Annotated in this window: 18 protein-coding genes; 5 read left to right on the top strand and 13 right to left on the bottom strand. The window is 61.5% G+C overall.

The window, feature by feature from the left end:
• Positions 1 to 30: 30 nt before the first annotated feature.
• The 5 genes from ACR0K1_RS14050 to hslO form a co-directional block, all read right to left on the bottom strand.
• Entirely contained in the window at positions 31 to 1863 is a 1833-nt protein-coding gene (locus tag ACR0K1_RS14050; RefSeq protein WP_480851100.1) for an ABC transporter ATP-binding protein, read from the bottom strand.
• Positions 1860 to 3698: an ABC transporter ATP-binding protein gene (locus ACR0K1_RS14045; protein WP_480611886.1), complete on the bottom strand. Its 1839-nt coding sequence runs from the start codon at positions 3696 to 3698 to the stop codon at positions 1860 to 1862. The genes ACR0K1_RS14050 and ACR0K1_RS14045 overlap by 4 nt, the downstream gene beginning before the upstream one ends.
• 196 nt (positions 3699 to 3894) lie before the next feature.
• Positions 3895 to 5049, bottom strand: coding sequence for a CCA tRNA nucleotidyltransferase (locus ACR0K1_RS14040; RefSeq protein WP_480611885.1), 1155 nt, complete (start codon positions 5047 to 5049; stop codon positions 3895 to 3897).
• A complete protein-coding gene (locus ACR0K1_RS14035) occupies positions 5046 to 5660 on the bottom strand; it encodes a CoA pyrophosphatase (protein ID WP_480611884.1) in 615 nt (204 codons plus the stop codon). Before ACR0K1_RS14035 ends, ACR0K1_RS14040 begins: the two co-directional genes overlap by 4 nt.
• Complete coding sequence (gene hslO / locus ACR0K1_RS14030) at positions 5635 to 6621, bottom strand: Hsp33 family molecular chaperone HslO (protein ID WP_480851099.1); 987 nt, start codon at positions 6619 to 6621, stop codon at positions 5635 to 5637. Before hslO ends, ACR0K1_RS14035 begins: the two co-directional genes overlap by 26 nt.
• A gap of 76 nt (positions 6622 to 6697) precedes the next feature.
• Here hslO and ACR0K1_RS14025 point away from each other — a divergent pair, with 76 nt between their 5' ends.
• Positions 6698 to 7141 (top strand): NUDIX hydrolase, encoded by a 444-nt coding sequence (locus tag ACR0K1_RS14025; protein ID WP_480611882.1) that lies wholly within the window; start codon positions 6698 to 6700, stop codon positions 7139 to 7141.
• On the opposite strand, the gene ACR0K1_RS14020 is transcribed toward ACR0K1_RS14025, so the two are convergent.
• On the bottom strand, positions 7138 to 8430 hold the full coding sequence (locus ACR0K1_RS14020; RefSeq protein WP_480851098.1) for a PP2C family protein-serine/threonine phosphatase: 1293 nt from the start codon (positions 8428 to 8430) through the stop codon (positions 7138 to 7140). The two genes, ACR0K1_RS14025 and ACR0K1_RS14020, sit on opposite strands and share 4 nt — an antisense overlap.
• Positions 8431 to 8556: 126 nt before the next feature.
• Here ACR0K1_RS14020 and ACR0K1_RS14015 point away from each other — a divergent pair, with 126 nt between their 5' ends.
• Positions 8557 to 8907 carry an Hpt domain-containing protein gene (locus ACR0K1_RS14015; RefSeq protein ID WP_480851097.1) on the top strand — a complete coding sequence of 117 codons (351 nt, stop codon included), beginning with the start codon at positions 8557 to 8559 and terminating at the stop codon, positions 8905 to 8907.
• A gap of 75 nt (positions 8908 to 8982) precedes the next feature.
• Here the strand turns inward: ACR0K1_RS14015 and ilvA are convergent, their stop codons facing one another.
• Together ilvA and ACR0K1_RS14005 are read right to left on the bottom strand one after the other, a co-directional pair.
• Positions 8983 to 10209: a threonine ammonia-lyase IlvA gene (ilvA, locus tag ACR0K1_RS14010; RefSeq protein WP_480851096.1), complete on the bottom strand. Its 1227-nt coding sequence runs from the start codon at positions 10207 to 10209 to the stop codon at positions 8983 to 8985.
• A gap of 59 nt (positions 10210 to 10268) precedes the next feature.
• Positions 10269 to 11039, bottom strand: coding sequence for a hypothetical protein (locus tag ACR0K1_RS14005; protein WP_480611878.1), 771 nt, complete (start codon positions 11037 to 11039; stop codon positions 10269 to 10271).
• 137 nt (positions 11040 to 11176) lie between these two features.
• Here ACR0K1_RS14005 and ACR0K1_RS14000 point away from each other — a divergent pair, with 137 nt between their 5' ends.
• From ACR0K1_RS14000 to ACR0K1_RS13990, 3 genes are all read left to right on the top strand, one after another.
• The gene (locus ACR0K1_RS14000; protein ID WP_480611877.1) at positions 11177 to 12403 is read left to right on the top strand and encodes an argininosuccinate synthase; all 1227 of its coding nucleotides are present in this window, start codon (positions 11177 to 11179) and stop codon (positions 12401 to 12403) included.
• A 26-nt stretch (positions 12404 to 12429) separates the two neighbouring features.
• Positions 12430 to 12834: a DUF1810 domain-containing protein gene (locus ACR0K1_RS13995; protein ID WP_480612395.1), complete on the top strand. Its 405-nt coding sequence runs from the start codon at positions 12430 to 12432 to the stop codon at positions 12832 to 12834.
• A gap of 75 nt (positions 12835 to 12909) precedes the next feature.
• Positions 12910 to 13191 (top strand): SCP2 sterol-binding domain-containing protein, encoded by a 282-nt coding sequence (locus ACR0K1_RS13990; RefSeq protein WP_480611876.1) that lies wholly within the window; start codon positions 12910 to 12912, stop codon positions 13189 to 13191.
• On the opposite strand, the gene ACR0K1_RS13985 is transcribed toward ACR0K1_RS13990, so the two are convergent.
• Genes ACR0K1_RS13985 through ACR0K1_RS13965 form a run of 5 tightly spaced genes read right to left on the bottom strand, consistent with a single transcriptional unit; the run spans position 13188 to position 18325 of the window.
• A complete protein-coding gene (locus ACR0K1_RS13985) occupies positions 13188 to 14120 on the bottom strand; it encodes a 3-hydroxyacyl-CoA dehydrogenase NAD-binding domain-containing protein (RefSeq protein ID WP_480611875.1) in 933 nt (310 codons plus the stop codon). The two genes, ACR0K1_RS13990 and ACR0K1_RS13985, sit on opposite strands and share 4 nt — an antisense overlap.
• Positions 14120 to 14869: an SDR family NAD(P)-dependent oxidoreductase gene (locus tag ACR0K1_RS13980; protein ID WP_480611874.1), complete on the bottom strand. Its 750-nt coding sequence runs from the start codon at positions 14867 to 14869 to the stop codon at positions 14120 to 14122. The genes ACR0K1_RS13985 and ACR0K1_RS13980 overlap by 1 nt, the downstream gene beginning before the upstream one ends.
• The gene (locus ACR0K1_RS13975; protein WP_480851095.1) at positions 14866 to 15657 is read right to left on the bottom strand and encodes an SDR family NAD(P)-dependent oxidoreductase; all 792 of its coding nucleotides are present in this window, start codon (positions 15655 to 15657) and stop codon (positions 14866 to 14868) included. Before ACR0K1_RS13975 ends, ACR0K1_RS13980 begins: the two co-directional genes overlap by 4 nt.
• Positions 15654 to 17189: a choline-sulfatase gene (betC, locus tag ACR0K1_RS13970; protein ID WP_480851094.1), complete on the bottom strand. Its 1536-nt coding sequence runs from the start codon at positions 17187 to 17189 to the stop codon at positions 15654 to 15656. The genes ACR0K1_RS13975 and betC overlap by 4 nt, the downstream gene beginning before the upstream one ends.
• A complete protein-coding gene (locus ACR0K1_RS13965) occupies positions 17186 to 18325 on the bottom strand; it encodes an aromatic ring-hydroxylating oxygenase subunit alpha (protein ID WP_480851093.1) in 1140 nt (379 codons plus the stop codon). The genes betC and ACR0K1_RS13965 overlap by 4 nt, the downstream gene beginning before the upstream one ends.
• Between the last annotated feature and the right edge of the window lie 96 nt (positions 18326 to 18421).

The raw sequence follows: 18421 nt of genomic DNA, 5'->3' as shown, positions 1-18421 counted from the left end.
GCTTGACTTGTCAGAAATGCAAAAAGCCCCTTATTCAGCAGCTTCCGCCAGAATGAAGCCGCCGGACTGGCGATGCCAGAACCGGGCATAAAGCCCGCCCTGTTCCAACAGCGCCTCGTGCGTGCCGCTTTCCACGATACGTCCGTGATCCAGAACGACGATCCGGTCCATCTCGCTCAGGGTGGACAGGCGATGGGCGATGGCCAGAACCGTTTTGCCCTGCATGACCCGGTGCAGAGCGGTCTGGATCGAGGCCTCAACCTCGGAATCCAGCGCCGAGGTTGCCTCGTCCAGCACCAGAATCGGCGCGTCCTTCAGAATGGCGCGGGCCAGCGCGATGCGTTGCCGTTGCCCGCCTGACAGCTTCACGCCCCGTTCGCCAAGATGGGCGTCATAGCCGGTGCGCCCATGCGCGTCTTGTAAACCCAGAATGAACTCATGTGCCTCGGCCTTGTGTGCCGCTTCGATCAACTCGGCCTCGGATGCATCGGGGCGGCCATAGAGGATATTCTCGCGCGCTGAGCGATTGAACATCGCGGTTTCCTGCGTGACCATGCCGATCTGGCGGCGCAAACTGTCCTGCGTCACCTGCGACACGTCCTGCCCGTCAATGCAGATGGCGCCTTTTTCCCCGTCATAGAGCCTGAGCAACAGCGAAACGAGGGTGGATTTCCCCGCCCCGGACGCGCCCACGATGCCCAGTTTCTCACCGGGTTGAACCGCCAGATTCAGGTCAGTGACACCACCGATATCGCGGCCATAAGCAAAGCTGACGGCGTCGAAGGCGATGCCGCCCTCGGTCACCACCAGTTCCGTCGCCTGCGCCACATCCTCAACCCGGTCGCGCTTGGCGAGGGTTTTCATGCCGTTCTCGATCTCGCCCACATTTGCATAAAGGCCCATCAGCGTGAAACTGACCCAGCCGGTCATCTGCGCAATCCGGATCGAGATCGCGCCAGCCGCCACGATATCCCCGGGCGTCGCCATGCCGAACTGCCACAGCCACAGCGTCGCGCCCAGCAGCAGCACCGGCAGGATTCCCGCCAGCGTCATCAGGATGAACCGGAAACTGGCCGAGAGCCGACCGAAATCCAGTGACTTCTCGCGCAGATCGACCATCGCATTCCGCGCTGCCTGATCCTCGAACGCGGCATGGGCGAACAGCTTGACGGTCTTGATGTTGGTGATCGTGTCCACCACCTGCCCCGACACCATCGCCCGCGCCCCGGCCCGCGCCGCCGAACGGCGGCGGATGCGCGGCAGATACCAGCGCACCAACAGGAAATAGACCACTAGCCAGACGGCAAAGGGCAGCATGACCAGTGGATGAATAGACCCTAACAAAAGCAAAGAGCCAACCAATGAGGCCAACGCAAAGACAATCGCACTGATCGTTTCCGACACGACCGAGGCCATGGCGTTCGAGGTCTGCATCTGCTTCTGCGCGATGCGACCGGCGAAATCGTCATCGAAATAGGTGACGGACTGGCCCAGCGTCCAACGGTTCAGCTTAGCCAGAACCAGCGGCGTGATGTTGGGCATGACGATGTAGTTGTTCGACAAGGCCGACAGTCCGAAGAAGACCGGCCGCAGCAGCATAAAAAACGCCACCGCGCCGAAGATCAGCCACAGGTTCCCCGCGCTCAGCAGATCCTCGGGCCCGCTGGCGGTTGCGACATCGATGACACGGCCCAGAATCCACGCGGTTCCGGCCTCCATCGTGCCGGCAAACGCGGAAAAGAAGGCCGCCACGAACAGCATGGGCCAGGCGCCGGACAGGCTCCAGCGAATGAAAGCCCCCAGCGTTTGCGGCGGGGGCGTTTCGATGTCCTTGAACGGGTTGATGAGGTCAGCGATCCTCATTCAGCGGCCTCCGGGTTCATGAAACCCCCAGATTGCCGCGACCAGAACTGGGCGTAAAGACCGCCCTGCGCCAGCAGGTCGGCATGACTGCCCTCTTCCACGATCCGGCCCGCATCCATCACCAGAATGCGATCCATCTGGGCAATGGTGCTCAGCCGGTGGGCAATGGCGATCACGGTTTTGCCCTGCATCATGCCGTAGAGGGTCTCCTGAATGGACGCTTCGACCTCGGAATCTAGGGCGGATGTCGCCTCGTCCAACAGCAATATCGGTGCATCTTTCAGGATCACCCGCGCCAGCGTCACCCGCTGCCGCTGACCGCCCGACAGTTTCACGCCGCGTTCACCCACATGCGCGTCATAGCCGGTGCGCCCCTGCGGGTCTTGCAGGTCGAGGATGAACTCATGCGCCTCGGCCTGTTTTGCGGCGGCGATCATCTGCGCCTCGGTCGCGTCCGGACGGCCATAGAGGATGTTGTCGCGGACCGAGCGGTGCAGCAAGGCGCTGTCCTGCTGCACCATGCCGATATGCTGGCGCAAACTGTCCTGCGTCACGCCCGCAATATTCTGATCGTCAATCAGGATCGCACCGCGTTCGACGTCATAAAACCGCAAAAGCAGCTTCACCAGGGTCGATTTCCCGGCCCCGGACCGCCCGATCAGGCCGATCTTTTCACCCGGGTGGATGGTCATGTTGACGTGATCCAGCCCGCCGGTCGTGCGGCCATAATGGTGCGACAGATCGCGCACCTGAATCTCACCTTTGGTCAGGTTCAGCGGTTTCGCTGCGGGCGCGTCCAGCAGATCGATGGGCTGGGCAATGGTCTCCATCCCTTCCGAGACGATCCCCAGCTCGCGGAAGAAACTGGTCAGCGCCCACATGATCCAGCCGGTCATGGCATTCAGCCGCAGGGTCAGAGCGGTCGCGGCAGCGACCACACCGACCGAGGCGCTGCCCTGCATCCACAGCGAAATCGCCCAGCCCACGACACCCACGATCAGCAGACCGTTCAGCGCCACCAGCACGGCATCCATGATGGTGAAAATCCGCATCTCGATCTGGAAAGTGCGGCGGGTTTCCTCGATCGCCTCGCGCGCATAGTCCAACTCCTGCGTGTCATGGGCGAACATCTTGACCGAATGGATGTTGGTATAACTGTCCACCACCCGCCCGGTCACCGTGGATCGCGCGTCCGAGGCCGCCTTGGACGCGGGCCCGACCCGCCGCACCGTCCAGCGCACCAGCAGGGCGTAGAAGACAAACCAGATCAGCAACGGGATCAGCAGCCGCGGATCGGCGGCATACAGAAGGATCGCGGCGCCGATCATATAGGCCAGCGAGAAGGAAATGGCGTCAAAAACCTGAAACACCACCTCACCCGCTGCGGGCGGGGTCTGCATGATACGGTTGGCGATGCGCCCGGCGAAATCGTTCTCGAACCAGCCGACCGACTGGCGCAGCACGTGCTTGTGTGCCCGCCAGCGGATCAGCGTGCCGAAATTCGGCAGGATGGTGTTATTCAGCAGCAGCACATCGACCAGATGCAGCAGCGGGCGCAGAAACAGAACAAATGCGGCCATCAGCAGCAGCTCGGTCCCGTGGTCCTGCCACACTTCGGCTGGGGAGCCGCCCAGCAGGTCAACAACACGGCCCATGTAATAGATCAGCCCGATCTCGACCCCCGCAACGATGACCGAGATCAGCCCCGCCCAGAAGAACACCCGAAAGAACGGGCGCGAGTAGTTCAGCATGAACGGCCACAAGCGCGTCGGCGGCCTGTCGGATTCCGTATAGGCAACAAAAGGGTCTACAAGGTTTTCGAAATAGCGAAACATGGAGGGTGCTCCGATTGAGCGGGTAAATCAGGACATGCGAAGAAAGATGGCGCCAGAACACCACCCTTACGGGTCGAGCGTTCCGGCTTTAGCCGAACCAGATCCCGTAATACATTCGCATGCCTCCCTCCAAATCAGGTACAGGCGCACGTAACCACAAACGCGCGAATTTGTCATCCCCTTTTGAGACTTCCCGCTACTCGGCCAGCAGATCGTCGCGGGTCAGGGCAAATCCCGAGGCGATCCAGCGCGCCTCGAGCTCGGCCAGTTTTTTGCCCAGCGCCGGGCCGGTGAAATCGGGTATCAGGTCTGCGGCCTTGATCGGGAACCGGGCGGCGGCCCCCTGATGCAACGCGGTTTTCAGGTCGTCCGACCACGGCTGTTCCAGAAAGGCGCAGCGCAGCAGGGTTTCGTGCAGGCCGCCCTCATCCCCGTAGCGATAGCCCAGTTCGGCCACGCTGGTTGTGCCGGCGGCCTCGTCCCGCATGCGGGTCAGGCGTTGCAGTTGCGCGCGGCTCAGGCGCAGGGTGACGGCCTCGTCGGGGGATGCAATGGCCGCCAGTCGGCGCACCGGGTCCGGTGCCGCGCCTGCGGCCTGTTCCAGATGGATCAACGGGGCCAACGCCCGGTCATCCGCCCCCGGCAGCAGCTGCGCCAGAACGCCGGCGCTGCGCATCGCCGCCACGGAGGGGGCCGGATCGGGCGCGCCCAACAGTTTCAGCAACTCCGCCCCCACCCGTTCGCGGGACAGCGCCGCCAGACCGTCCAGATTTGCCGCAATCGCCGCCAGCGCGTCGGCATCGAACCCGGCCTCGGGGTTGCCGTACCAGGCGTGAAACCGGAAATAGCGCAGCGAGCGCAGATAATCCTCGCGAATGCGATGGGCGGCGGTTCCGATGAAGCGCACGTGCCGCGCCTGAAGGTCCGGCAGGCCATCAAGCGGGTCTAACACGGTGCCATCGGGCCGGGCATAGATCGCATTCATGGTGAAATCGCGCCGCGCCGCGTCTTCTTCGACCTTGTCCGAAAACGCCACAACGGCGCGCCGCCCGTCGGTTTCGACATCGCGGCGAAAGGTGGTGATCTCGTGCGGGACACCCTGGCTGACCACGGTGATCGTGCCGTGATCCATACCGGTGGGGATCGCCTTTAGGCCCGCGCCCAGCGCCAGTTCAACAACCCGGTCCGGGCGCGCATCGGTGGCGATGTCGATATCCGAGACCGGCGCACCCAGCAGCGCATTGCGCACGCAACCGCCGACAAACAGCGCCTGCGCACCCGATCCGGTCAGCGCGGCACATACCGCCTGAGTCGCAGGCTCTGATACCCACGGCGCTTTGATCTGCTTCATTCACTCACCCGTGCTGCCAGCCCCCGCAAGATGCGGGCCGTCGCGCCCCAGATGTAATAGGGACCGAAGGGCACTGTGAAGTATTTTCGCCTGTGGCCACGCCAGCGGCGGGACTCGATCTGATAGTTCACGGGGTCCAGAACATGGGTCAAAGGGACCGAGAACACCTCGTCGACCTCTCCCGGTTCGGGTTCGGGCTGAAACGGCTGCCGGATGATTGCCACCACCGGCGTGATCGAAAAGGATGTCACCGTCTCATGCGTCGGCAGAAAACCCAGAACCTCGGGTAACTCCCTTGGCAGGCCGATTTCCTCATCGGCCTCGCGCAGGGCGGCGGCGGTGACATCGGCGTCGCCCTCATCCTGCTTGCCGCCCGGAAAAGCGATCTGGCCGGGATGGTGTTTCAGGGCCGAGGACCGTTTCGTCAGAATCAGACGCGGCGTGTTGCCGTTGACTAAGATCGGCACCAGAACACCCGCCGGGCGCAGCTTGCGCCCCGGCGGCAGGACGGTTTCCGGATTCAGGTCAAAATCGCTGGACCCGTGACCGGGGCGGCCCAAAGCCGCCCGGATCATGGCGCTGGGGTCATGCACCTGCGGCATCATCGGCATCGAAGCCGACCGTCGCCGGATCAAGCACGTAATGCGCACCGCAGAACTGGCAGTCGGCGGTCACGTCACCCTCGGGCGTGGTCATCTTTTCGATGTCCTTGGCCGAATAGATCGACAGGCTTTGCCGCACCCGATCCTCGGAACAGGTGCAGCCGAACTGCACCGATTGCGCGTCGTAGACCCGCGGCTGTTCCTCGTGAAACAGGCGGATCAGAAGGTCGGTGGGCGCAACCGAGGGGCCGATCATTTCCAGATCCTCGACCGTATCCAGCAGAATGTTGACACGGTCCCAGTTCTCGCCCTCTTCCCCGTCAACCAGATCGGCAGCGGTCAAAATCTCGCCGGTGCCTTCGCCCGACGCGGCAAAGGGCGAGGCTTTGGGCATATGCTGCAACATGATCCCGCCCGCGCGCCAATGTTCACCGACACCCGGCTCGGTCGATTTGCCGAAGCTCAGCGAGAACCGGGTCGGCAACTGTTCGGATTGCGCAAAATACGCCTCGGCGCAGGCGCTGATCGAGCCTCCGGCAAGGGGTGTGATCCCCTGATAGGGCTGCGTGCCTTCGCCCTGATCGATCATGATCGCGAAATAGCCTTCGCCCACCTGATCGAAAGGCGTGCTGTTGGTCAGGCGATCCCGGTCGAAACTGGCATAGGCGCGGATGCGGGCCGGTTCGCCCTCGACCTTCGGGGCGTAGTAATCCGTTGCGATCATCCTCACCGCGCCCTTGGACTGCACCTGCAGCGACAGCTTCCAGCGCAAGGATACCGTCTGGCCGATCAACGCGGTCAGCAGGGCCATCTCAGCCACTAGGGCCTCGACCTGTTCGGGATAGTCGTGCTGCTTCAGGATGCCGTCCAGCACGCCATCCAGCCGGGCCACACGGCCACGCATATCCGATACATCGAGTTGAAAGGGCAGGACGGTATCGTCCCACGCGATTTTGGTTCCAAGAGACATGGGGTTTCCTTACACGCCACGGGTTGGCATACCGGCACCATATAGGTCGTACAGTTCGGGTTGTAAGGGGCCATACATGATCAGACGGTTCGGTGAAAGCCCCGAAGCCGGGCGGACATACACGCGGCGCGTCGGCGTTTACGCCCTGTTGCCGCGCGGCAGGCATCTTTTGCTGACATGCCAGACCGAACCGGGGCCGGATCTGCAGCTTCCCGGCGGCGGAATCGACCCGGGCGAATCGCCCGTTACCGCCCTGCACCGCGAAGTGTTCGAGGAAACCGGCTGGCTGGTGGCTACACCCCGGCGGGTCGGCGCGTTCCGCCGTTTCACCTATATGCCGGAATATGACCTGTGGGCCGAGAAAGTCTGCCTGATCTACCGCGCCCGCCCCGTGCGCCGGATGGGCCCGCCCTCCGAGCCGTTTCACGAGGCGCTCTGGATGGACAGCGCCGACGCGGTGGAACTTTTAGGCAATGACGGAGACCGCCATTTCGCCCGGCAGCATCTGGACGGGCTCTAGGGGCCGTTGTATTCGAAGAACACCGCTGAAACGTCATCATCCATGCCGCTGCCCGGCGACAGGGTCTGGGACAACCGCCAGAATATATCCTCCAGAAACTCGGGCCCGCCCCGCCCGGAAACACACTCCAGCGCCATCCGGCGCAGCCCGTCTTCGTCGAGCATTTCGCCATCCGCCATCTGGCATTCGGTAAACCCGTCGGAATACAGCAACAGCTTGTCGCCGGGATTCAGATGCGTTTCGATCTGCTGGAACGACACATCCGGCAGCAGCCCGATAGGCAGGCCGCCTTCGCCCAGAAACTCGGTCCTGCCATCACACCGCAGCAACAGCGGGTGCGGGTGCCCCGCCTGCACCATTTTCAGATGCCCGTTGCGCAGATCGACAATGGCATAGACCATGGTGAAATACTCTTCGACCCCGGCATCGGCCATCAGGCGGGCGTTAAGCATCTCGGCGACCTCTTCGGGCGGCAGTAACGCAAAGAACTTGTTGAACCGCTTCTCCATCGCGACGTTCTGATCGAAATGCGTGCTGGACAGATAGCCCCCAAGCCGCGCCGTCATCATGGCCGAGGTAATGCCATGGCCGGACACATCGATACTGTAGAACCCCAGCCGGTTGACACCGGGTGAGAACATGCCCACCAGATCGCCGCCGATATGGCCGCAGGGTTTCAGCAGCAGGCTGACCCGCGACTTGCCGAACGTGCGCGTCAGTTCGGGCACCAGCGAGTCCTGAATTTTGCGTGCCTGCATCAGGTCCTTGTCGATCGCGTCATGGGCCAGCTTCAGCTCTTCCAGCGCGGATGCGATCATATTGTTCTTCTCGGACAGCTCGCGCTGCATGTCCAGAATGCGGGCCCCGGCCGAGATACGCGCGCGCAGTTCGTCCGCCTCGAGCGGTTTGATCAGGAAATCGTCAGCCCCCGCATCCAGCCCCTTTGCCACCTCCTGCTTTTCGCTTTTTGAGGTCAGCAGGATGAAATAGCTGTATTGTTCGGTCCCCAACGCCCGGAACGCGCGGCAAAATTCCAGCCCGCTCATCCCCGGCATGATCCAGTCGCTCAGCACAAGGTCCGGCGGATCGCCATTGCACAAGGCAAGCGCGGCATCACCATTGTCGGCCTCCAGCACCTCGAACCCCCATTTCTTCAAGGATGCCACCAGAATCCGCCGCTGCAGACGGCTGTCATCGACGACCAGAACTTTGCGGATCGCGCCAAAATCCTGATCTGACCTGACATCCTTTGGAAAGGTCTGTGACACTGTGAAAACCCTGCGCTGCATTTCCTGATCCGCCAGCCCGACCCTAGCGACCGTGGGTTTAACATCCGGTGAAGGGCTGCGCTTAACCGCCTGTTTACTGGCGCAGGGCTAGCTTGATGCAGGAACAATCCGATGCAGGGGGTGGCGATGATTCACTGGCCCAGAGTCAGACAATTGCGGTACGAAGTCGGCGCGGAAGAGTTTGACGAGGTGGTCGATATATTCCTGGATGAGGTGCAGGAGGTGATTGTGCGCCTGCAAAACGACCCCGCGCGGCGCGATCTGGAACAGAACCTGCATTTCCTCAAGGGCAGCGCGCTCAGCCTCGGGTTCGACCGGTTCTCGAAACTCTGTCAGGATGGCGAACGCCGGGCCGCCGCAGGCAAGCCTGCGGATGTGGACATCCCAGCCATCCTTGCCGCCTATGACGAATCGAAATCCGTCTTTCAGGCCGAACTGGCCCGGAACCTGCTTAAGATCGCTGTGCGTTTGATTTAAATCGAACTGCGCTGCCTCTGCCTTCGGTCGAACGCGCATTTCGATGAATCTGGCTCAGAAAAAATGCACAACGCTCTAGATCACGAACTGGGCCAGTGTCTCATCCTCGGTGATGTCGGTATAGGTAAACCCGGCCTCGTCCAGATGCGCGAACAGGCGCATGAAGTTCTCGGGCTTGCGGGTCTCGATCCCGATCAGAACCGAGCCGAAATTGCGCGCCGATTTCTTCATGTATTCGAACCGGGCGATGTCGTCCTCGGGGCCGAGAATGTTCAGAAACTCTTTCAGCGCGCCGGGGCGTTGCGGCAGGCGCAGGATGAAGTATTTCTTGACGCCGGAATACCGTTGCGCGCGTTCCTTGACCTCGGGCAGGCGTTCGAAATCGAAATTGCCGCCGGACGTCACGCAAACCACGGTCTTGCCCCGGATGAAGCTTTGCACATCGGCAATGGCTTCAATCGCCAGCGCACCGGCGGGTTCCAGAACGATGCCTTCGACATTCAACATCTCGATCATGGTGGTGCAGATGCGGTCTTCGGACAGGACCAGCACGTCCGACAGGTGCCTGTTCTTCAACAACTCAAACGGCTTTGCGCCGATCCGGCCCACCGCCGCGCCATCGACGAAATTGTCCACATGATCCAGCGCCACCGGATGCCCCGCCGCCATCGCCGCATGCAGACAGGCCCCGCCTTTCGGTTCGACAAACAGGCAATGGGTGCGATCCCCGAACCAGGTCGCCACGCCCGAGGACATGCCACCGCCCCCAACCGGCAGGATCACATGATCCGGCAGACCGCCCAGTTGCTCTTCGATCTCGACCGCCAATGAGGCCTGCCCTTCGATCACATCCTCATCATCGAAAGGCGACAGAAAATGCCCGCCCTGCTCGGCACACCACGCCTGCGCGGCGGCGAGCGTGTCGTCAAAATAGTCGCCGGTCAGGTGGATCTCGATATTGTCACCGCCAAAGATGCGGGTTTTCTGGATTTTCTGCTGCGGTGTGGTCACCGGCATGAAGATCACGCCGCGCACGTTCAGATGCTTGCACATAAACGCCACGCCCTGCGCGTGATTGCCCGCGCTGGCACAGACGAACAGATCCTGCCCCTGCTGCTTGCGCATCGCGTTGAACGCGCCCCGGATCTTGTAGGACCGCACCGGGCTGAGGTCCTCTCGCTTGAGCCAGATATCGGCCCCGTAGCGATCGGACAGATGGGCATTGCGCTGCAGGGGCGTTGCCGGAAACACAGTGCGCATCGCCTGTTCGGCAGCGCGGGCGCGGGTCAGGAAATCGGTCATGCGCCTGTCAGTGGCTTATCCTGAGCAAAAGGGCAAGGAATACATATGTGTACGGGTGGTCAGGCCAGCTGGCGTTTTTCGACATAGATACCGTACACTGTGGTCAACACGCTGACATTCACCAGCGACAGGATCAGCCCGATAATCGTCTGGCTGGCAATGCCGATGATCGGCAGAAATTGTGTCGCCATGATCAGAAGCACCGCGACGGCAAGTTGCGCGAACAGCATGAATGCGGCCGTGACAATCAGGATTCCATTGGTCCCCGCAGTCGCGTCTTTGGCGGCTTTCAGCCCGAAGGGCGTGCCAATCGCCGCTGCGGGCAGAACAGCGCCCAATCTCAGAAACACCAGATAGACAAGGACCAGCACAAACAACGGCACGACCTGTGCGATCACGCCAAAGAACGGAATTGCCGAAAGCACCGCACCAATCACCACCAGCGGCACTGAAAAGCACACAGCGGCGACAAGACAAATCGCGATCAGTAGGAACGAATACCCAATATAGTCAAAAAAGCGATCCGCCCGGAAAGACGGAATCCATCCGGTCGGATATTCCTCGAGCAAGACAAAGCGGTGCCACGCCACGCAGATCCATATGGTCACGATGAAACTGACCAGACCAACGCCCAAACCCACAAACAAACCTTCGGGTGAAGGTGCCAGTTCCGTGCCTTCTACCGCGATCAAAGACGGGGCGGCGGCTTGCAGCACAAAGGTGCTGAACAGCGCCGCCAGGACGTTGGGCACCAGACCGATCTGCAACGCCTCTTTCAGATTGCGGAACACCATCCGCACCGAATGCACGACAATCTTCCAGCCCAGCATCTAACCCGTCCTCAACCTGTTCTTGTTCTCTTTCGTTCCGTTTCACCCCAATTCCCGCCTGTGGTCAACGCACATAACTTGCCCCCGCGTCCAAAACCCGCTAGGGGCCAAGCGTTCTACGCATAAAGGGAAGTCAGATGTCCGCGCCCAAGAAAGTTGTTCTGGCCTATTCCGGTGGCCTCGATACCTCGATCATCCTGAAATGGCTGCAGACCGAGTATGGCTGTGAGGTCGTGACCTTCACCGCCGATCTGGGTCAGGGCGAGGAACTGGAGCCCGCCCGAAAAAAGGCCGAGCTGCTGGGGATCAAGCCCGAGAACATCTATATCGAGGATATCCGCGAGGAATTCGTCCGCGATTTCGTCTTCCCCATGTTCCGCGCCAATGCGCAATACGAAGGTCTGTATCTGCTGGGGACATCCATCGCGCGTCCGCTGATCTCGAAACGTCTGGTCGAGATTGCGGCAGCAACCGGTGCTGACGCTGTCGCCCACGGCGCAACCGGCAAGGGCAATGATCAGGTGCGGTTCGAACTGGCGGCTTACGCGCTGAACCCCGATATCAAGGTGATCGCCCCGTGGCGTGAATGGGACCTGACCAGCCGCACCAAGCTGCTGGAATTTGCCGAAGCCAACCAGATCCCGATTGCCAAGGACAAACGCGGCGAGGCGCCCTTCTCGGTCGATGCCAACCTGCTGCACACCTCGTCCGAGGGCAAAGTTCTGGAAGATCCCGCCGATATGGCACCCGACTACGTCTATCAGCGCACCGTCCACCCCGAGGACGCGCCAAACGAGCCCGAATTCATCGAAATCGGCTTTGAAAAAGGCGACGCGGTCAGCATCAATGGCGAGGCGATGAGCCCCGCGACGATCCTGACGAGGCTGAACGAATATGGCGGCAAGCACGGCATCGGACGCCTCGATCTGGTCGAAGGCCGCTTTGTCGGCATGAAATCCCGCGGCATCTATGAAACCCCCGGCGGCACCATCCTGCTGGAAGCGCATCGCGGCATCGAATCCATCACCATGGACCGTGGCGCGATGCATCTGAAAGACCAGCTGATGCCGCAATATGCGGAACTGATCTATAACGGGTTCTGGTACAGCCCCGAACGCGAGATGCTGCAGGCGGCCATCGACAAGAGCCAGGAACATGTCACCGGCACCGTGCGGGTGAAACTATATAAGGGTCTGGCCTCGACCGTGGGCCGCTGGTCGGATCACTCGCTGTATTCCGAGGCGCATGTGACCTTTGAAGAAGACGCCGGGGCCTATGATCAGACCGACGCGGCAGGCTTCATCCAGTTGAACGCCCTGCGCCTGAAACTGCTGGCCGCCCGCGACAAGCGTTTGTCCAAGTGATCGACGAGGACGACAACGAACTCGATATGTTCATCGAGGCGCAGGACACGGTTTGGGCCGATGTCCTGCGCGAACTGGAACAAGGGCAGAAAACCAGCCACTGGATGTGGTTCGTGTTTCCGCAACTGGCCGAGCTTGGCCAGTCGCACATGGCGCAGCTTTACGGGATCGAGGATCTGGACGAGGCTGCCAGCTATCTCAACCACCCGGAACTGCGCCGCCGCCTGACCGAAACCGCCCGGCTGATGCTGCTGCACAAGGGGCGTGACGCCACCGAGGTTCTGGGCGGGATTGACGCGAAAAAGCTGCGCTCGTCGATGACGCTGTTTTCTTCGGTCCCGGACGCGCCGGTGGAATTTCAGGCCGTTCTGGATGCTTTTTATGGCGGTCAGCCCTGCGAGCGGACGGTCTCGATTTTGCGGGAGCCTTAGGTTCCAGTCGGGTTATCCTTGATTACGCGCCTGCCCACCCGTTACCCATGTTTCACTGGCATAGGGGGGATTGGGATGCTTCAGGACATGGCCGACGGGATTCAAAAAGGGCTGAATGGCAAAAGCTTCGATGGCTCGCTGAAATTCGATTGCGGTGCGGCCGGGGTGATTGTTCTGGCCGACAATCAGGCCACGACGCAGGACCGCGACACCGACTGCACCATCCGCATCTCGCAGGACAATCTGAGCAAACTGCTGACCGGCAAGCTGAACCCGATGACCGGCGTGGCGCTGGGCAAGCTCAAGATCTCAGGCAATATGGGCGTTGCGATGAAGCTGGGGCAGTTGCTGGGTTAGGACCGGCGCAGATCGGCGATGGATTTCTGCATCGCCACGATCAGCGCGTCCCGCTGCGCGGACAATTCCGCCGGGGTCTTTCCGTTGGCCTGCGCCGCGATGCCGTCTGCAAGCTGCTGCGCGACATCATCGGTCAGATAGACCTGACCCAGATCGTCCCACCAACCGTTGAACGTATCGGTGAAGTGGTCGCAGAACGCTTTCAGCCCGCCCTCGCCGGCCCCGAGGTTGAACAGCATGGTCGGCCCCATCGCCGCCCATCGAACCCCCGGCCCGGCCCAGACCGCCTTGTCCACATCCTCGACCGAGGCAACGCCCGAGACCACAAGGTGGATCGCCTCGCGCCACAGCGCGGCCTGCAGCCGGTTTGCCACATGGCCGGGCACCTCTTTGTTCACGCGGATCGTGGTCTTGCCGACGCTTTCGTAAAAGGCCTGCGCGGCCTCGACCACTTCATCGGCTGTTTTGTCATTCCCCATCACCTCGACCAAGGGGATCAGATGTGGCGGGTTGAACGGGTGCCCCAGCACAAAACGGGATGGATCGGTCCAGCCCGGTTGCATCTGGCCCAGCGTCAGGCCCGAAGCGGAACTGGCGACGATGGCGTCGGGGGTCAGTGCAGGCTCGATCTCGGCAAAGGTTGCGTGCTTGATCGGCAGGCGCTCGGGCACGTTTTCCTGCACAAACCCTGCACCCTGCACCGCGTCCGCAGCGCTGGAAGGGAAACTGATCGCGTCCGGGGTGCCATTTTCGGTCAGGCCCAGCGCATCCAGTGTTGGCCATGCGGTTTCGACATAGTGGCGCACCTTTCGCTCGACCCCGGGGTCGGGGTCAAACAGGGCCACCGAGCGCCCCGACGCCAGAAACAGCGCCGCCCAGCTGGCCCCGATAACGCCGCCGCCCAGACAGGCCGTGTGTTTTGTTTCCATCAGAACAATCCCGGATTAAGCGGTGAGGCCGCCGTCAGGCCGCCATCGATGGTGAACAACTGGCCGGTGGCAAACCCGGCCTCGTCCGAGGCCAGCCAGACCGCCATGCTGGCAATGTCCCCGGGCCTGCCGAACCGGCGCATGGCGTGACGGGCAAGTGCATCCCGGCGCGCGGCATCAGGGTCTTGGGCCAGGTCGAACCCGGCGTCCAGCATACCCGTTTCGATCCAGCCGGGGCAGATCGCATTGCAGCGGATGCGGGGGCCATGATCAACCGCAATGGAACGGGTCAGCCCGTGCACAAACGCCTTGGACGCGTTGTAAAGCGCCATGGACGGATCGGCGTTTTGCCCTGAAATAGAGCCTATATTGATGATCGATCCACCATCGGACATCCGGGGGATATGGGCACGGCACAGGTTGAAAACGCCCCGGCAATTGGTGCCGATCACCGCCTCCCAATCCGCGTCCGTGCTATCCGAGACGGTCTTTTCCACCTGCACGCCCGCGTTGTTTACAAGGATGTCTGTGCCATCGGTGATCTGGGCCAGGTCTTCGACCGCCGCCGCGTCGGTGACATTCAGCTGATACCACCGGACGTTTTGATCCAGCCCCTCGGGCCGTGACCCCCGGCCGCAGGTCGTGACCGTTGCGCCTTCGCGAGCAAACGCCTCGACAATCCCCCGCCCGATGCCCTGCCGCCCGCCTGTCACCAAAGCCCGTTTCCCTGCCAGCCGCAGCGTCGTCATAGCTTCATCTGCTGAACCTGCGCGCTCAGCCCTCCGTCCAGTACCCAAAGCTGGCCGCTGGCATACCGCGCCTCGTCCGAGGCCAGCCAGTTGACCAGATTGGCGATGTCGTCCGGCGTGCCGTAACTGCGCATCGGGTGCACATCACACACGGCTTGCTGCAACTGGTCGATACTCTTGCCGCCGCCGCCCGAGCCATCTCCGGTGAAAAAGCTTTGCAACATGGGGGTGTCGACATAGCCGGGGCAGATGGCGTTGACGCGGATGCCCTCTGGCCCGTGATCGCAAGCCATAGCGCGGGTCAGGGCGTGCACCGCGCCCTTGGTAGCGCAATAGGCGGCAAGGCCGGGATCGGCGATGAACCCGTCATAGCTGCCGAAATTGATGATCGAGGCGGTACCCCCTGATGCAGCCTTGCGCATCAACGGCAGCGCGTGTTTCGAGGTCAGAAACGTGCCGGTAACATTGACCGCAAAAGACAGGTTCCATTCCTCAAGCGTGGTCTCTTCGATGGTCTTTTCGATCTCGATCCCCGCCGCATTGACCAGAATGTCCAGCTTGCCCGCCTCGGCCCCGACCTGTTCCATCGCGGCAATCGCATCTGCTTCCTGCGTGACATCCAGTTTCACGAAAATACTGCCGTCATCGTCATGGGCCGCCAAAGACCCTTCAGGCGTCAGATCAGCGGCATAGACCCGCGCGCCCTCGCGCAGAAAGCGCGAGACGATGGCGCGCCCGATACCGCCGCGCCCGCCTGTCACCAAGGCGGTCTTGCCCTGCAGCATCATTCATTGCCCTCCTTCAATGGCGGATAGCGATAGCGGGTTGCGGCAACGGTCCAGTCCATATGGTTGCGCACATATTCCTGCGTGGCATCGCGCGGCGGGGTGTAATCCCAGGGGTCGCCCGCGCCCGCCTCCATCGCCGCATGCAGCGCGCGGCGGGATTTCTGGGTGGCGATCACGTTGGCGCGGAGTTGTTCGCTGTTCCATCGCCGCGCAACCTCGGCGGCAAAACCGGCGGCGGGATTTGCGTAGGCCGGATCATCCGCCAGATTCACTTGTTCCAGCGGATCAGCGGCCAGATCATACAGCTGCGGCGGGTCCGCGTCGCAATGGATGTATTTGAGCGATCCGCGCCGGATCATGAACACCGGATAGGGCGTCATCTCGGCGCAATATTCGCCGATGGCTTCGTCCACCGGATCGCCCTCACCCCGTGCCAGAGGCATCAGAGAGCGCCCGTCAATCGGTTCGCCGTAGATCGCATCGGACCCTCCGGCAATGTCCACAAAAGTTGGCATCAGATCGAGCAGAGAACAGGCGTTCGAGGCTGAACCTTGGGCAACACCGGGCCCCGCCATGATCAGGGGCACGCGGGCCGAGTGTTCAAAGAAGTTCATCTTGTACCACAACCCCCGCTCACCCAGCATATCGCCATGATCGGCGGTGACAATGACGATGGTGTTGTCCAGTTCGCCGATATCCTCCAGCGCCTTCACCATCGCGCCCACTTTACTGTCGAAGTAACTGACATTGGCCAGATAGGCGCGGCGAGCGCGCAGGATTTCCGCGTTGCTCAGGGGCACGAAGCTGGCCTCGATCCCGTCCATCACCCGGCGCGAGAACGGGTCCTGTTCTTCAGCCGTCAGGGTGAACTCGGGCATCGGAACGTCCGCATCCGCATAAAGGGCCCACCATTCCGGCTTGGCCACATAAGGATCATGCGGGTGAATGAAACTGGCGACCAGACAGAACGGGGCATCATCCCCGGCGGCGCGATCCCGGCCCCGGTCGATCAGCCAGCGCCGGGCGGCGAACTCGACCTCATCATCGTAATCGGTCTGGAAAGTGGCAATCGCCTCGCCGCTTTCCTTGACCGTCTGCATGTTGTGATACCACTTGTCGATGCGTTCGTCCGGGGCTTCCCAATCCGGGGTCCAGGCAAAATCGGCGGGGTAGATATCGGTGGTCACGCGATCCTGAAACCCGTGTTTCTGGTCGGGACCGATGAAATGCATCTTGCCCGACAGACAGGTGCGATAGCCCAGCGTCTGCAGGTAATGCGCAAAGGTCGGGACCGAGGCGCGAAACTCACTGGCATTGTCATAGGCGGCAATCCGGCTGATCAACTGCCCGGACATGAAGGCAAAGCGCGACGGCGCACAAAGGGGCGAATTGCAATAGGCCGCATCAAACCGCATCCCCCTTGTGGCCAACGCATCGATATGAGGGGTCCTGACCGTTGGATGGCCGTAAGCGCCGCAAAACTGCGGCGCCAGCTGGTCGGCCATGATCACAACGATGTTGGGCCGCCTCACGGCGCGGCCTGTGCGTAGGCGTCCAGAACCAGCCCGTGGAAATGATGCACGGCGTGTTCCGATTTGCCCGAGCCGTTGGGGTCATGCACGATCCGTCCTTGCGTGAAGGCCGGTGTGCTCATCCCGCGCTGGACGCTTTCGACGATGTCGATGTCTTCGCGTTGCAGAACCTCGTCGAGATAGCGGATGGCTTCCAGCTCTGCCTCATCCGGCTCGGGAGTTTCGAGGAAGAAATCATAGGTCTCGAGCGTGCGGTCGGGGCCCAGGGGAATGATGTTCAGCACGATCATCGAGGACCGCCCCGGATAACGCATCAGGCAGGTCGTCGGCCACAGCCACCAGACCGCATGGGTGCGCACGGTGGCGTTTGACACGTCATAGGCGGTGTTCGCACCCTTGCCTGCCTCGGCCATGTGGCTGGAGTAGATGCCGTAGGTGGTCACCTTGTAGGTGTCCATATCCACCAGATCGCAGAAATCCTTATGCGCGGTCGGGCAGTGGTAGCATTCCAGGAAATTATCAACCACGTTCTTCCAGTTCGACCTTATGTCATAGGTCAACCTGTGGCCGAAGGTCAGGTTCTCGATATCCGGGGCCCAGTGGCGGATTTCGGTTTCCAGATTGCCCGAAACCTTGTGCAAAGGGTCAGCATCAGGGTCTAAATTGACATAGACGAAACCCGCAAATTCTTCGACCTGAACCTGATCCAGACAGATGTCCCTGGTGCTGAACTCTGCCAGATTCTCCGTCTCGGGCGCGCGGACCAGTTGGCCGTCCAGCTTATAGGTCCAGGCGTGGTAGGGGCACATGATGCGGGTGGTTTCGCCCTCACCCGACAGCAGGTGATGGGCACGGTGTTTGCAGACATTGTAAAAGGCGCGCAAAACCCCCTCACGGTCGCGCACCACTGCGATGGGCCGGCCCGCAATCTCGACCGTCATGTACGACCCCGGATTGCGCAGCTTTTCGACATGACAGACCCATTGCCAGGTCTTGGCGAGGATCTCGTTCAGATCGACCTGATGCCATGCCGGATCGACATAGGCCTCGGCCTTAAGCGAGCTGGTGTTGAACGGGTCGGGGCTGTACCCGTCAGAGATACGCTGGAACTGGGATTCAGAGGGCAACTGGCTCATGGTCGACTCGGGTGGTTGATCGCTGGCGCATATAATCTGCTGAAAGCCGCGTTCTGACTTAACACTATTGGCCGCTGTTTTGATAATTTTGGACCC

The organism is Ruegeria sp. F5, from assembly GCF_056533845.1.
The sequence above is the reverse complement of the archived record's forward strand: the minus strand, read 5'-3'. Positions and strand labels throughout refer to the sequence as shown.

Bases quoted from the DNA above. Each gene is read 5' to 3' on its own strand.
- ACR0K1_RS14050 (WP_480851100.1), bottom strand. From the start codon at position 1,863: ATGAGGATCGCTGACCTCATCAACCCGTTCAAGGACATCGAAACGCCC.
- ACR0K1_RS14045 (WP_480611886.1), bottom strand. From the start codon at position 3,698: ATGTTTCGCTATTTCGAAAACCTTGTAGACCCTTTTGTTGCCTATACG.
- ACR0K1_RS14040 (WP_480611885.1), bottom strand. From the start codon at position 5,049: ATGAAGCAGATCAAAGCGCCGTGGGTATCAGAGCCTGCGACTCAGGCG.
- ACR0K1_RS14035 (WP_480611884.1), bottom strand. From the start codon at position 5,660: ATGCCGATGATGCCGCAGGTGCATGACCCCAGCGCCATGATCCGGGCG.
- hslO (WP_480851099.1), bottom strand. From the start codon at position 6,621: ATGTCTCTTGGAACCAAAATCGCGTGGGACGATACCGTCCTGCCCTTT.
- ACR0K1_RS14025 (WP_480611882.1), top strand. From the start codon at position 6,698: ATGATCAGACGGTTCGGTGAAAGCCCCGAAGCCGGGCGGACATACACG.
- ACR0K1_RS14020 (WP_480851098.1), bottom strand. From the start codon at position 8,430: ATGCAGCGCAGGGTTTTCACAGTGTCACAGACCTTTCCAAAGGATGTC.
- ACR0K1_RS14015 (WP_480851097.1), top strand. From the start codon at position 8,557: ATGATTCACTGGCCCAGAGTCAGACAATTGCGGTACGAAGTCGGCGCG.
- ilvA (WP_480851096.1), bottom strand. From the start codon at position 10,209: ATGACCGATTTCCTGACCCGCGCCCGCGCTGCCGAACAGGCGATGCGC.
- ACR0K1_RS14005 (WP_480611878.1), bottom strand. From the start codon at position 11,039: ATGCTGGGCTGGAAGATTGTCGTGCATTCGGTGCGGATGGTGTTCCGC.
- ACR0K1_RS14000 (WP_480611877.1), top strand. From the start codon at position 11,177: ATGTCCGCGCCCAAGAAAGTTGTTCTGGCCTATTCCGGTGGCCTCGAT.
- ACR0K1_RS13995 (WP_480612395.1), top strand. From the start codon at position 12,430: ATGTTCATCGAGGCGCAGGACACGGTTTGGGCCGATGTCCTGCGCGAA.
- ACR0K1_RS13990 (WP_480611876.1), top strand. From the start codon at position 12,910: ATGCTTCAGGACATGGCCGACGGGATTCAAAAAGGGCTGAATGGCAAA.
- ACR0K1_RS13985 (WP_480611875.1), bottom strand. From the start codon at position 14,120: ATGGAAACAAAACACACGGCCTGTCTGGGCGGCGGCGTTATCGGGGCC.
- ACR0K1_RS13980 (WP_480611874.1), bottom strand. From the start codon at position 14,869: ATGACGACGCTGCGGCTGGCAGGGAAACGGGCTTTGGTGACAGGCGGG.
- ACR0K1_RS13975 (WP_480851095.1), bottom strand. From the start codon at position 15,657: ATGATGCTGCAGGGCAAGACCGCCTTGGTGACAGGCGGGCGCGGCGGT.
- ACR0K1_RS13965 (WP_480851093.1), bottom strand. From the start codon at position 18,325: ATGAGCCAGTTGCCCTCTGAATCCCAGTTCCAGCGTATCTCTGACGGG.